Consider the following 13,330-nt stretch of genomic DNA (forward strand, 5'->3'; position numbering starts at 1 on the left):
TAAGAAACATAACACAGGATAGTAGAATTTTTTGTCGCATATTTTTTAGATATTTAAGGTTTGGTCCCCAATCAGGTCTCTGATCAGACAGAAATAAATTTTGTTTTGCAAATATAATTTTGCACAATAAGAAGAGAACCTAAATTGATTGACCAACCTTTTATACAAAATTATGGACAACCCAAATCATTAATAAACAGCATATTACAGTATCTTAATCATGGAGAATGGACAAGGCCAGGCGAGCTATTTAGACAACCTCGACCACGGATGTCAGCTGATCAGTGAAATTTATGGCAAGCAGGATATTGCCACATGGACAAATAGCGACTACATAAAGCTTAGCAATATCCTTTATAAAAAAACAAGTGTACAAATCAGCCCGAATACCCTTAAACGAATATTTGGAAAAATTAAAACCGACGCGCGTTATTATCCACAGAAAGCCACCCGCGATGCGCTTGCGATTTACATCGGTTTTAAAGATTGGGATCATTTCACAAATTCCCAACCGTTACCCGTCGCTGACAGCCTGCTAATAACTCCGACCCGCGAATTGCCGTTAACAATAGATGAGCCTATTTATCCGGCAAAAAATAAAGCGAAAAAAGGATGGAAAAAAGGGATATTCTGGGGTATCGCCATTTTCCTGGCGGGACTATTTATTTTTTTACTGCGTGAAAAAATCTTCCCTTCCAAGGCAGAACAGGTTAGCCTGATTTGTAAAAACCCGGTGGGAGAAAACCCCCATTCTGCTGTTTTTGTTTTACGAGGCATCAGCCGGAACGACGGTGAGTCTACTCCCTACGTTATTGAATTTGGCGATGGAAAGAAAATGACTACAAATGGTACAGACAGCCTGTTTTCGCATTACTATGAGCAACCGGGCAGGTACTTTGCTGTATTAAAACGCCTTGATCAGGTACTTGGTACGGCGACCGTATATCTGAAAACGAACGGATGGACGGCTACCGCGCACATGATGTATGATACCACAAGGGTTTATCCGATTGACTTTCCCGATCTTTTCAAAGGAAGCAGGTATAGCCTCAGTGCAACCGAAGTTGCCCAGGCTGGTGTGGATACGAGCCGTACTTTTTTAGTCGATTTTGATAACAGCCACATCACCAACATTGACGGAGATAATTTCGAATTTTCTACCAGAGTCGCCACCTCGCATGACCGTCCGGGCGTGCGGTGCTCGCAGGTGCGGGTTATTTTGCATGGCGAATCTTCGAGCCACCTGATCACGGTCATGAAACCAGGCTGTCTGCACTGGACGACCGCTCATTTTTCAGAGATCAAAAAACAGGGCAAGGTTGATAATCTCGATTTCCTGGGTGCCGATTTCAGCAAGGGCGGAACGATCGGCTTAAAAGTGGTTAACAAACATGCTGTGTTGTATCTGAACGACAAGAAGGTGTTCAGCATCCATTACAAGCAACCGCTGAAACAGATCTATGGCGTGGAGATCACCTTCGCCGGTATCGGCACTGTTTACTCTGTCAGCCTGAAAGATATTAAAACCGGGAAAAAATTTGATGGGAATTTCTGAAAGCCCGGATCGATTTCTCCAAAATTATTATAGCCGGACAAGGTAATTTAAACCCGGCCGGCTATGATGTATTTATCAGTAAAAATAATTCTTTCAATAAACACTAATGAACAGGATTCCAAGTACCTGTGCCCGAAAAAACAGCCGCAATCGTATACCCCGCAGCGTCTTTTGCCGAGAGTTGTTTGGACCATATAACCCGATCTTTTTTGGCTCCGCCCGGCCCTTTACTACCATATTCCGCATATATCACGGTTTTCTCATTTTCAGAATTTCCCCAGTTGTCCCAGGCAACCGGTAAAATATGGTTTCCCATTTCCGTACGAATAAAAATCGTCCGTGCATTGGGACGCCAAGGGCGACCAAGATAAACTTTCGTGGCTTCCGGCGCCGCGATCAGTTTGCAATCAAAGAATACGAAGCCATATTTTTGATAACCGGGCGTCGCAGCGGCCGTAATAAAGGAATCTGACAAACTTTTGATCGTACAGGACTGAAAAACAGAAACGGATTTACCAAAAATAAAATCGGTGGTGCCTTCGATGTAACAGTTTTCATAATACTGTCTGCTACCTTCGGCGGCCGCATATAACGTATCCTGATTGCCGAGTAACCGGCAGTTTTTACAAATAAACCGGTCCGCTTCCACATGCAGGGCAACTGCTTGCCCTACCCTCCCGGCGGTGTTACGGATCGTAAGATTTTCCAGAATAATATCCGGTGCATCCACCAAAACCGTGTAAGAATTGTAGGTGCTGTATTTATCCCGCCCCAGTGCGTCCCTGCCTCCCGGAAATGGTTTCCCAGAAAAATCGTCGCCTGTAATAACCACGCCGTCCTGGCTTTCCCCGATGATATGAATATTAGGTTTATGAGACGGAATGATCAGTTTTTCATTGTAAACCCCGTCTTTTACATGCAAAGTAACCCGCACCTGAGAATGATCCCGGAAGGCATTGACTGCCTCCTGAATCGTTTTGTAATCCCCGCTCCCATCCTGTGCAACGGTGAAAGACGATGGGTACACAGGAGGTTTCTGAGCCAGCGCAGTAAATGACAGCAGCATCAGGATGATTAGCAAAACTTTGTTTTCTTTCATAACAGCTTATTTCTTTGGATAAAAAACCCGATTTAAAAAGTCATCGATATAGTGCAGCGTCGGTTTGAACCAGGGATCGAAAAACATAAAAGTGTGAGGCGCATCCGAAAAAGTGTGCACTTCCGAATAAATCCCGAATTGGTTCAGCTTACGGATCATGTCGTCGCGCCCGGCGTGCATGCGCGCAACCGAACTATTGATAAAAAGAATGGGCGGTGTGTTTTTGCCCGCATGATTCAATGCGGCGGCTTCATGCCACCGTTCCGGTTTTTCTGTTTTTGAATACCCAAACCAATAAGTCGCAGCCGAAATCGAGCGGGAGTCGTCACCTTCACCAGATTCGGGATGAATAAAAGCCAGCGTTCCATCGATATCAATAATGGCCTGCACCCGACTTGAAAATTTTGGAGTTCTCTCTTCATAAAGTTTGGAATCATTGGTAGTACCAATCAAAGCGGCGAGCTGGCCGCCGGCAGAAAAACCCAAAATTGCAATTTTCGCCGTATCGATGCCATAAGTTTCCGCATTGGCGCGAAGCCACCGAATGGCCGTTTTCAAATCCAACACGGCCGCCGGATAAAGCGCCTGCGTGGAAAGTCTGTAATCAGCCGTAGCGGTCACAAATCCCTTTGCAGCCAACTGGCGGGCGAGGGTATTGTTATGTGAGCGATTGCCAGAACGCCATCCTCCGCCGTGCACCATGAGCACTGCGGGTAGCTTGGTTTTCGCCTTTTGTGCAGGACTGTAAATGTCAAGATATAAATTCTTTTCACCCGGTTTATCAAATACCACATTCCTTTGCACGGTCACGTTCTCCGGCATGGTCGAGTCTGCAATCACGATTTCCGGGTGATTTTTTTTCTCATGATGATAAGCGCTACGGAGCGTAAAACTTGTATCGGGTACACCCGTTGGCACAATCTGTGCCCAACAACCGGTTACCGTTGTAAGAATCAAAATGGATATCAGCGCTACTTTATTCATGTTTGGTAATGTAAAAAGTAAAATATTTATCGGACCGGATCCAGACTGAACCAGTCGAAATCGGCATAACCCGAGTCATTAGTCTGTGAATCCCGCGTACAAAATATACCTATTTTCGCCCCGATCCACCGGCCGACTTCTGCATGAAAAACATCTCCGGCGGCCGTATAATCCTTCCCATTCCTGCTGAAACTGAACTGACAAAGACCGCCTTTTCTAACCTGAACTTTTAAATATACTTCCTCGCCTGACTTAAACCTGCCAAGTACCTTTTCCTTCTCCGGTTTCCCTTCAAAAGCATTCTTACAAACAGCCTGAACAAGCGCAAGTCCCTCCTTATCACTTTTCAAAAATAACCCGGCATAACTCTGTCCCATGATCACCATCCCGGTTTTCTCATTTTCCAGTTTGGCATTGGGTGTAAAAACGAGTTTGGTAGTCGCCTCAAATTCTTCCGCTGGAAATTTCTGTAATAAAACATTGGGCGTGCTCCACAAATTTTTAGCTTCTTCTTCCGCTTTGTAGGAATATAATCTAAGAAAACCCTGCGCGCTTGTGGTAAACCAGGTTCCTTTTGGATTTGCCTGCCACTGCCACTGTTTTCTCAAAGCCAGACTGTTGAACGCATCCGATTCCGGCGGGGTTGCCAACGGATATGTTTTACCAACATTGGGTTTCTTATAAGTCAGTACAGGCTCACCTTTGCCATCCCCGTCGGGATCCAGACCGATTACCGGCCAGTCGTTAACCCATTTCATAGGCTGCAAATGCACAACCCGGCCATATTCGTTTTTGTCCTGAAAATGAATAAACCAGTCTTCCGATTTTCCATTCACCGGCTTCGTATCGACCCAGGCGCCCTGGTGCGGCCCGTTAATGACCGATTTCCCCTGATCCATAACCACTCGTCGCTCGTAAGGACCATATACATTTTTCGAGCGCAGCACCAATTGCCAGCCCGTAGACACACCTCCGGCGGGTGCAAAAATGTAATAGTAACCATTTCTCTTGTAAAACTTGGGACCTTCAACGGTGGCATCACTTAGGTGTCCGTCGTAAACAATCACGCCCTCATCGACCACCTGATCGGCGCTGGCATTCAGTTTTTTTACAGTAATAATGCTCTTGATTCCGGCACGGCTTCCTGCCCAGCCATGCACCAGATATGCCTTTCCGTCCGCATCCCAAAGCGGGCAGGGATCAATCAACCCTTTGCCGCCTTCCACCAAAACAGGCTCACTCCATGGGCCCTGCGGATTTTTTGCTTTTATCAGATAAATACCAAAATCCGGATCCGGATAATAGATGTAAAATTCATTTTTGTAATACCGGATAGCCGGCGCCCACACACCATTTCCATGCTGGTTTTTCTCGAAATGTGCGATCGGAACCTGACGTTTCAGCCCATGACCGATCAACGTCCAGTTGACCAGATCTTTCGAATGCAAAATGGGCAGACCGGGTACGGCATCAAAACTTGAAGCGGTCATGTAGTAATCTTCACCCACCCGGCATACGTCAGGATCTGAATAATCGGCATGCAGCACCGGATTTTTATAAGTACCGTTTCCCAGATCCGACACCCATACCTTTGATACATCCGCCGAATTTCCTTCTGAAACTTTACCGGATAATGGCATGACCTGCCCATACAGGCAAGGCGTAAAACCCGATAAAAGGGTTATTAAAAAAAAGCGTTTCATATAAACTTAAAAGTAACGTTGACAGAAAAAATGCTCTAATACTCCCAAGCCTATTATTTCTGACTTGAAATAATTACACTTTTCTCTACCGCCCCACGGCTGAACTCAGATTGTTTTTTTGCTTTCGACAGATCGGTATGATCCAGTTTTATGGTACCCGTCTGTGCTCCGTTCACCGAAAGTAAAAGGTCGCTATTTTTGTTATAGTCTATGTTGCTGAACGTCACTGCGGAACTGTTATCCACCAAAAGGACAGGATTTGTAGAGTCCGTGATCAATTGAACATTTTTCATAACAATACCATCCGCATCAATCAGCTCCGCTCCTTTTTCCGCTTTAAGTACCATGTTTTCCATGATGATATTTTTCACACGCATTTCAGGAAGACCGCGAACAAAAACACCTTTTTTGGCACCGTTGCAAACAATATTTTCAAAGTGCATATCGCGGAAAACGGGCGTACCGACGTTCACAACCGGTCTTTCATCACGCTCGCTGTCCGTTGCAAATTTTACGAAATAATACATATCAAAGAAAATAGCTTCCTGGGCGATGTCTTTCATGAAAATGTCTTTGGCATAAATGTGCTCCACCACACCACCCCGACCACGTACCGATTTGAAACGCAGCCCTTTATCCGTCCCGATGAACGTGCAGTTCTGAACAAAAATATTTCGGGCACCACCGCTCATTTCACTGCCGACCACAAAACCACCGTGTCCGTTGTAGACAATATTATTTCTGATCAGTCCATTTTCTGTGGGTATTCTCCGCTTACGGCCTTCTTCATCTTTACCTGATTTGATACAAATGGCATCATCACCAACGTCCAGCACACAGCCTTCAATCAGAAAATTTTTGCAGGATTCAATATCCATCCCGTCGCCGTTATGAGCATATTCCGGGTTTTTCACCCGTAAATTCCGAAGTGTCACATCCTGGCACATCAGCGGATGCAGACACCAGGCCGGTGAGTTCTGGAACGTTACTCCTTCCAATAATACCTTTTTGCAGTTCGTCAGCACAAGCAGATTCGGACGCAGAAAATCCTTCATATCTTCAAAATCCTTTAAAGATTTACCGGCGGTGATCAGCATACTTTTGTTGGTCACGCTGGCATTTTTGAACTGCTCGCTCGGATACCAGACTTTCCCGTCGTCTTTCAAAACACCACCACCTTCCACTTTCTCTTTCCATTGGCTTTCGGTAAGCTGGTTTTTGTTCACCGCCCGCCATACATCACCGTTTCCATCCAGAATCCCCTTGCCCGTAATGGCAATATTTTCCAGGTTTGTTCCGGAAACGGGTGACTGGTTACGGGCTGCGCTTTTGCCTTCGTAAACACCTTTGGTGAGCGGATACTGCGATTTATCTGCTGTAAAAAGTAAGGTCGCCGATTCTTTAAGATGCAGGTTAACATTGCTTTTCATCTCAACGGGTCCGGTCAGCCAAAGGCCCGCGGGCACCAGAACAACCCCTCCGCCTTTCTTGTTGACTTTCAAAATGGCTTCGTTTATGGCTTTAGTATTTAAGGTAACGCCATCCGGTTTTGCTCCCAGACTTTGAATGTTGAGCGTATCCTTAGGAAAAACCGGCTCCTGTGTCCTGGGCAGGTTCGTCCAGCTGTACTTTGTTTGATCCTGTGCATCAGCCGAAAAAACGACAGAACTCAAAACGATAATCTTTAAAAAATGTTTGTAATTGACCATATTCCTACCTTCACCAGTTTTGATAATTCATTAAGCGTTGAAAAACGGAACCGGTTTTGCCCGCCGGTTCCGTCTGATTATTCTTTATTGATATCCATCATTTTGTTTAAACTCGGCTTTGTTCACCACCGCATCCAGCTGCGTCTGCGGAATAGGTCTCAGCACATGATAAGCCTGGATATTAACCGCATTATCAGGATTGTACGCTTTGATACGTTCCACCAGTTTCCCGGTACGTTTCAGATCAAACCAGCGAAGCTGCTCGCCGGCCAGTTCCCGTGCACGCTCGTCGAGTATAAAATCAAGAGTAACCTGCGCAGGCTTGATCTGCATAGCCGCCGCCTTGCCCGGTTTGGCCGCACGGGTTCTCAACACATTGATATAATCAGCAGCCTGCTGCGTATTTCCCAATTGCATCTGCGCTTCTGCCGCGATGAGATATACCTCAGCAAGCCGGATCACAAAAACATCACGGGCACTTTGCGCTTCGTTTAAACTTGCGCGGGTCGGATCCATGAATTTCGACAGCGTTGGATAACGGAGGTTATCCTTTACCGTTCCATCCGTCAGATAAATTTTACTGCGGTCATAAGTCTGGTATTTTTTTGTCGTTTCCACAGCATCCGGAATTTCCTTTCTGCTACAATAAACGGCCGTGTCGCCCAGATTTACTCCCGCCGGTCTGGACGTAGCGTTTGCATACCAGGATTCCATAAAAGTGCCCTCATAACGCGCATCGTCTTCCGAATAAAGATCAAGCAAAAATCTTGTAGGCATATAACGGTTAAACGGACGACCGTTGACAATATCCCGCGTCATCCCCGGACGGTCATCATATTTCATCAAAAACAACAGATGCGCATTATTGCTCCCCCGACCGTGACCGTACGGATTAAAAGTCGAGTTAGCAAGGTCATTAAGCGCAAGATTTGCTGAGTAATCCACGGCATAAATCGCTTCCTTCGTTTTCAGGTTTCCCATTTTCCAAAGGTTTGCATAATTGTCTTCCAGCTTGTAGCCGTAATTCCCCTTCAAAACAGCCTCAGCCATTTCAGAAGCTTCCTTGTTCATTCCGCGGGTCAGGTACATTCTGGCTAAAAATGCCTGGGCTGCACCTTTGGTTACGCGGCCATATTGCGGCTGCGTGGCCGGTAAATTTGCAACGGCAATTTTGAGATCCTCAAAAATCAGGTTGTAAAATGTCTCAACCGGAGTTTTGTTGGCCGTGGCTATGATCCCGTTGGTTTCCTCTGTGGTAAAATGAACACCACCCCAGGTTTCCACAATATGCCAGTAATAAAAAGCCCGCAGAAAACGCAGCTCTCCCTCCCTGACCGGTCTCAAAGCGGCCGATAACCCGGCCTGATCGATTCTTGCAATGCCACCGTTGCACAAATTAACGGCAGCATAAAACTCGCGCCACTCACTGGCCAGGGCTCCGTTACTGCCCTGAAGATTCAGGTATTGGGTAAGGTCACGGTAGACTTCACCGGCACCGCTCGTCCAGATATCCGTTCCGGTTTCTGCGATGTTATACCCCTCCTCTTTTCCATACCACCAGCGCTGATAAGTGTAAGCGGCATTTACGAGGGTTTCAAATCCTTCGGGTGTTGTATAAACAGTCTCTGAGGTGAGACCGCTCGGGTTGTATTCATCGAGTACGTCATTACAGCCAAGCTGGCAAAGCATACCAAATGCCAATAACCCCGCTTTTACAAAAGATGATTTCATAATGATTAATAATTTGGGGTTACAGATTAAGATTGATACCGAAAACGTAAAGTTTTGTCATAGGAAAATTTTCAGAACCTCCCCGTTCAGGATCGTAGTTTAACTTGGTAAATGTCACAAGATTTTTACCCGTCACATACACTCTCACGCCACGGATAACCTTCCATTTCAACATTTTAGACGGAAAATTGTAAGCAAGCGAAATGTTTCTGATCCGCGCATAAGATCCGCTCTGATAGCCCAAAGTCGACAGATATTTTAACCCTGCATTTTTATTCGGGCGTGGATAGGCATTCGTCGGGTTTTCCGGTGTCCAGTAATCCAGCCCGGCTGTACTGTTTCCGACACCCTGCTGATCAAAACGGGCATAACGGTCAGAATTGATCATTTGGCCGACGCGTGCATACAGCAGCACGTTCAGATCAAATCCTTTGAATTTCACTGTATTATCAAAACCGCCGCTCCATTTCGGACGAGGGGATCCCAGGATAACCCGGTCATTTACCGCATCAATTTTACCGTCGCCATTCTGATCTTTGACTTTGATCTCGCCCGGAAGCTGCGTTGGAGATAGCTTTGACGCTGCATCCGCCTCGGAAGTCTGCCAGATGCCTAATTTTTCATAGTCATAAAACACGCTGATCGGGTGCCCAACGAACCATCCGTTCCCAATATCGTTTCCGTCCGTCACCAGTTCTGATATCTGTTCCTTGTTTCTGGTAAAAGTCAGGTTGCTAGTCCAGGTAAGGTTATTGGTTCTGACGTTGGTGCTTGTAAGGGTAATTTCAACCCCGCGGTTACGCGTCTTGCCAATGTTTTGTTTAACGGTTGTAACACCGGTCGTTGGCGGTAATCCGCGGTCCAGCAGCAAATCGCTGGTATGTGTATCATAATAATCGACCGACCCGTTGATTTTTCCGTCAAACAAACCAAAATCGACACCCAGGTTTTTTGTATTGGAAAGCTCCCAGCCTAGCAGTGCATTTCCTACGTTACGTGAAAATGTATAAGCCGGATAAGCCACTTCGTCGAAACCGAAAGCCAGACGTGTCAGGGTTGTCTGTGTCGCATAAGGCCCGGAAGGATCATTTCCTGCCACACCATAACTGACACGTAGTTTAAGGTCACTCAGACTTTTCGCGTTTTTCATAAAATCCTCTTCGATGATACGCCATGCAAAAGCCGCCGACGGGAAAAATGTCCATTTATTCCCCGGTGCAAGCTTGGAAGAACCATCCTTTCTGGCGGTTAAAGTCAACAGATAACGATCGCGAAAACCGTAGTTCAACCGTCCCGCGAAAGAAACAAGCGTATTTTTGGAATAAGCCGAGTTAATTTTAATTTCCTCTGTTGCACTTCCCAGCGAGTAAAACAACTGTGAGGGCAAAAGCTGGTTCACGCCCGAGGCCGAAGCATTCTGAGACACGTTCCCCAGATAACTTCCGATCCCGGTAAAGGTGAAGTTATGCTGTGCGATGCTTTTCTGATAGGTAATGACATTTTCCCAGTTCAGTGTCCGGCCGCTGTTGGTATTGTAGGTAGCCAGCGATTTTCCGGTCAGCGATCTGTCGATGGATTTTGGTGAAGAATAAGCTCCGTTATTAGACGATGACAAATTCACACCCAGCGTACTTCTCACCGTAAACCCTTTGAACGGAGCCAGTTCCAGATACCCGTTGGTCAGGATTTTGGTCGTCAAAACGGTATTGTTAAATACATTTGGCTGCTCGTCCGACAAAGGATTGGCGGTTTGCCCATCCAGCATGATAAAATTAAAATTCCCCTTTTCGTCATACAACGATCCCAGCGGACTGATTTTATTGGCCTGGTTCAGCGGATCGCGGCGCACACTTTGATTATAATAGGTAAGCTGACTTTGCAAGCCCACTTTCATCCAGTCGTTCAGAGTGTAGTCCACGTTCAGGCGGGCAGTGTAACGTTTCAGTTCATCCAGTTTCAGAATTCCTTTTTCATTATAGTAGTCCACCGATACGTACGATTTCAGCTTATCGGTACCGGCCCGGAAACCGATCTGATAATCCTGCTGCAAACCTCTGTGAATAAGCGCATCCTGGTAGTCGGTCCAGATACCTTTTTGCAAAGCATCATATTCCGCAACATTTGTAAAGATCGAAGGATCGTCGGCGGGCGTTTTCCACACACCGGCTGCGCGCCAGGCTTCACGTTTAAAATCCCTGAACTCATTAATATCCATTGCTTTGGGATACATCGACACCTGCGATATCCCCGAATAAGCATTAAATGATATATCCGGACTTCCCGATTTCCCTTTTTTAGTTGTGATAAGAATAACCCCGTTGGCTCCGCGTGACCCGTAAATGGCAATCGAAGAAGCATCTTTCAAAACCTCCATCGATTCAATATCATTCGAGTTGATATCCCCCAGGTCTCCGTACTGCACCCCATCCACGATGATCAGCGGCGAGTTATTTCCACCGATCGAACGGTTACCGCGAATGGTAATATTCACTCCTGCGCCCGCCTGACCACTGCTACGGGTAATGTCCGCGCCGGCAATTTTTCCCTGAACCGCTTCCAGAACGTTTGCCGTTGGCACTTCCTTCAACTGTTCTCCTTTGAGCTGCACCACCGAACCGGTCAGGTCTTTTTTCCGTACCGCGCCATAACCGATCACAATCACCTCGTCCAGCGCACTGACGTCCGGTTTAAGAGAAATATTGAAACTGGTTTGTGCACCGGCAACCACGTCCAGACTTTGATAACCTACAAAGGAAAAGGTTAAAACCGTTGTGTTTTCATCCGGAATAAGCAGACTGAACTTACCGTTGGCATCCGTTCCTGTGCCTTTATTCGTTCCCTTCACAACCACACTCACGCCGGGTAAAACAGCGTTTTTCTCATCGGTCACCGTTCCACTGACCGTACGCTCTGCAACCAGTTTTGACCCGGTCGTGATCACCGACTCTTCTTCGGATAAATTATCCAGTATGATTTGTCCGCCAATGATGCGGTAGGTCAGTTTTAAAGGCGTCAGCAAATCACTCAGCACCTGATCCAGCCGCTTTTTTGTAACAGAAACCGTTACATTCTGATTGATATTGATCCTTTTGGAACTGTACACGATTCGCGCGCCAGTCTGTTTTTCGATGCTGTTTAAAACCTGCTCGAAGCGTTGCCGCTGTGCTTTCACGGTTACCAGCCGGCTCATGATATCCTGATCGGTCGTTTTTTCCGCGAAAACAGACCCGGCGCAGCCAATGAAAATCAAAAGGCCGATGAACTTCCGGCAGACCTTCCGCAGTGCCCGTGCGTGCTCGTTAATAAGTAAAGGTTCTGTTTTTTTCATACCTTTAAAAGTTTTATTAAATGGATGTTTGATAAAATAACAATCCCCTGACCGGGCGGATTCGCTGTCTGCCAGCGGGGAAACTTTTGTTGGCGCTGGTTCATGTTCGCTGCATGACCAGCGTTTTTAGCTGCCGGGTATTATGTTTTCATAGATTATGATTTAAGTAAACTGATCAGATCGAATTGGTTGAACATCCCTTTCCGCTTATCTGTATGGACGTCCCGGTTATTTTGTATTTTGTTTTTAAAGCGGCACAAATAATATCCAGCTGCGTGTAAAGCGGTTGCCCGGCCAGATTCGCGGTTAAAGGACAGTTGCTTATTTTATTGTTTTCGAGGACGATATCAATGCCGTAGGAAAGCCGGAGGTTTTCCACCACTTTCGACAGCGGTGTGTTGTAGAATTTGAAACGTGATACAGCGTCAGCACCCGACATGCCGATTAACCTCGGCTCGGCCACCAATCCTGCCTCAAACTTATGCTGACCTGCAAGGAAAACGGCCTGTTGATTTGGTTTCAAAATGATGTTATCGACCTGTTGCCTGCCAGCTTTGGGCTTTTCATACACCGCCACCGTCCCAGTAACCACCTCCACTTTGGGGTTCCGGGATGTGCCCGGTGCTTCCACGTAGAAACTGGTCCCGAGCACTTTGGTAATAATGTCACCCGAATAAATGAAAAAAGGCTTTTCCGGATTTTTCTCAATATCAAAAAAGGCTTTCCCGGTCAGATGGACCGTGCGTTTATTTTCGGAAAAATGTTTTGGATACTGTAAAACGGCATCAGGCCATAGCTCGACGGTACTTCCGTCTTCCAGCGCCACCATTTCCGATTTTGAAGAAGTATTTTTATATTCAACCCAATCACCCTTACCTGTTTCACGGCCAGGCAGCCACGAATTCATACCAAAACGGTCACTTGTCAGAAACCAGCAGATCAGTACCAGAGACGCCGCAATACCTGCCCATTTCATCGACCTACCGCCCAACGGCATAACTCTGCTATCCCGCCCGGTTTCCGATGTCTGCATTCTGGCGTGCATTTGTCCCCAGATTTTCTCTTCCAGTTCCTGCCAGTCTACTTCGTTTTCATCCTGTTGCGGTTTGGTTTCCACCAGGCCAAACCAATATTCCACAAATTTCTTTTCCCGTGGCGAACACTCGCCACGCTGATATTTTTCCAGTAAATGCGCAAACTTTTTGCGGCTCATAATTTTCT

The 13,330-nt window shown here is 46.4% G+C and carries 8 protein-coding genes; 1 reads left to right on the forward strand and 7 read right to left on the reverse strand.

The window, feature by feature from the left end; all coding sequences use genetic code 11:
* Window positions 1–220 precede the first annotated feature (220 nt).
* Window positions 221–1,555, forward strand: coding sequence for a hypothetical protein (locus M1L62_RS18375; protein ID WP_254561079.1), 1,335 nt, complete (start codon window positions 221–223; stop codon window positions 1,553–1,555).
* Window positions 1,556–1,658: 103 nt separating this feature from the next.
* Here M1L62_RS18375 and M1L62_RS18380 read toward each other — a convergent pair whose 3' ends face one another.
* The 7 genes from M1L62_RS18380 to M1L62_RS18410 all read right to left on the reverse strand — a co-directional run bounded on the left by M1L62_RS18380 (window position 1,659) and on the right by M1L62_RS18410 (window position 13,322).
* Window positions 1,659–2,654 carry a pectinesterase family protein gene (locus M1L62_RS18380; protein ID WP_254561080.1) on the reverse strand — a complete coding sequence of 332 codons (996 nt, stop codon included), beginning with the start codon at window positions 2,652–2,654 and terminating at the stop codon, window positions 1,659–1,661.
* Window positions 2,655–2,660: 6 nt separating this feature from the next.
* Window positions 2,661–3,638, reverse strand: coding sequence for an alpha/beta hydrolase (locus M1L62_RS18385; RefSeq protein ID WP_254561081.1), 978 nt, complete (start codon window positions 3,636–3,638; stop codon window positions 2,661–2,663).
* Between the two features lie 26 nt (window positions 3,639–3,664).
* On the reverse strand, window positions 3,665–5,278 hold the full coding sequence (locus M1L62_RS18390; RefSeq protein WP_254561126.1) for a glycoside hydrolase family 43 protein: 1,614 nt from the start codon (window positions 5,276–5,278) through the stop codon (window positions 3,665–3,667).
* Window positions 5,279–5,394: 116 nt separating this feature from the next.
* Complete coding sequence (locus M1L62_RS18395) at window positions 5,395–7,014, reverse strand: glycoside hydrolase family 28 protein (RefSeq protein ID WP_254561082.1); 1,620 nt, start codon at window positions 7,012–7,014, stop codon at window positions 5,395–5,397.
* Between the two features lie 120 nt (window positions 7,015–7,134).
* Window positions 7,135–8,781: a RagB/SusD family nutrient uptake outer membrane protein gene (locus tag M1L62_RS18400; protein ID WP_254561083.1), complete on the reverse strand. Its 1,647-nt coding sequence runs from the start codon at window positions 8,779–8,781 to the stop codon at window positions 7,135–7,137.
* A gap of 19 nt (window positions 8,782–8,800) precedes the next feature.
* Window positions 8,801–12,109: a TonB-dependent receptor gene (locus M1L62_RS18405; RefSeq protein WP_254561084.1), complete on the reverse strand. Its 3,309-nt coding sequence runs from the start codon at window positions 12,107–12,109 to the stop codon at window positions 8,801–8,803.
* A 175-nt stretch (window positions 12,110–12,284) separates the two neighbouring features.
* Entirely contained in the window at window positions 12,285–13,322 is a 1,038-nt protein-coding gene (locus M1L62_RS18410) for a FecR family protein (protein WP_254561085.1), read from the reverse strand.
* Window positions 13,323–13,330: the final 8 nt, after the last annotated feature.

The sequence above is a fragment of the Dyadobacter diqingensis genome (assembly GCF_024220585.1).
In the GTDB taxonomy this organism is placed as follows: domain Bacteria; phylum Bacteroidota; class Bacteroidia; order Cytophagales; family Spirosomataceae; genus Dyadobacter; species Dyadobacter diqingensis.

Excerpts from the sequence above, each read along its gene's own strand:
- M1L62_RS18375 (WP_254561079.1), top strand. The coding sequence starts at position 221 with ATGGAGAATGGACAAGGCCAGGCGAGCTATTTAGACAACCTCGACCAC.
- M1L62_RS18380 (WP_254561080.1), bottom strand. The coding sequence starts at position 2,654 with ATGAAAGAAAACAAAGTTTTGCTAATCATCCTGATGCTGCTGTCATTT.
- M1L62_RS18385 (WP_254561081.1), bottom strand. The coding sequence starts at position 3,638 with ATGAATAAAGTAGCGCTGATATCCATTTTGATTCTTACAACGGTAACC.
- M1L62_RS18390 (WP_254561126.1), bottom strand. The coding sequence starts at position 5,278 with ATGCCATTATCCGGTAAAGTTTCAGAAGGAAATTCGGCGGATGTATCA.
- M1L62_RS18400 (WP_254561083.1), bottom strand. The coding sequence starts at position 8,781 with ATGAAATCATCTTTTGTAAAAGCGGGGTTATTGGCATTTGGTATGCTT.
- M1L62_RS18405 (WP_254561084.1), bottom strand. The coding sequence starts at position 12,109 with ATGAAAAAAACAGAACCTTTACTTATTAACGAGCACGCACGGGCACTG.
- M1L62_RS18410 (WP_254561085.1), bottom strand. The coding sequence starts at position 13,322 with ATGAGCCGCAAAAAGTTTGCGCATTTACTGGAAAAATATCAGCGTGGC.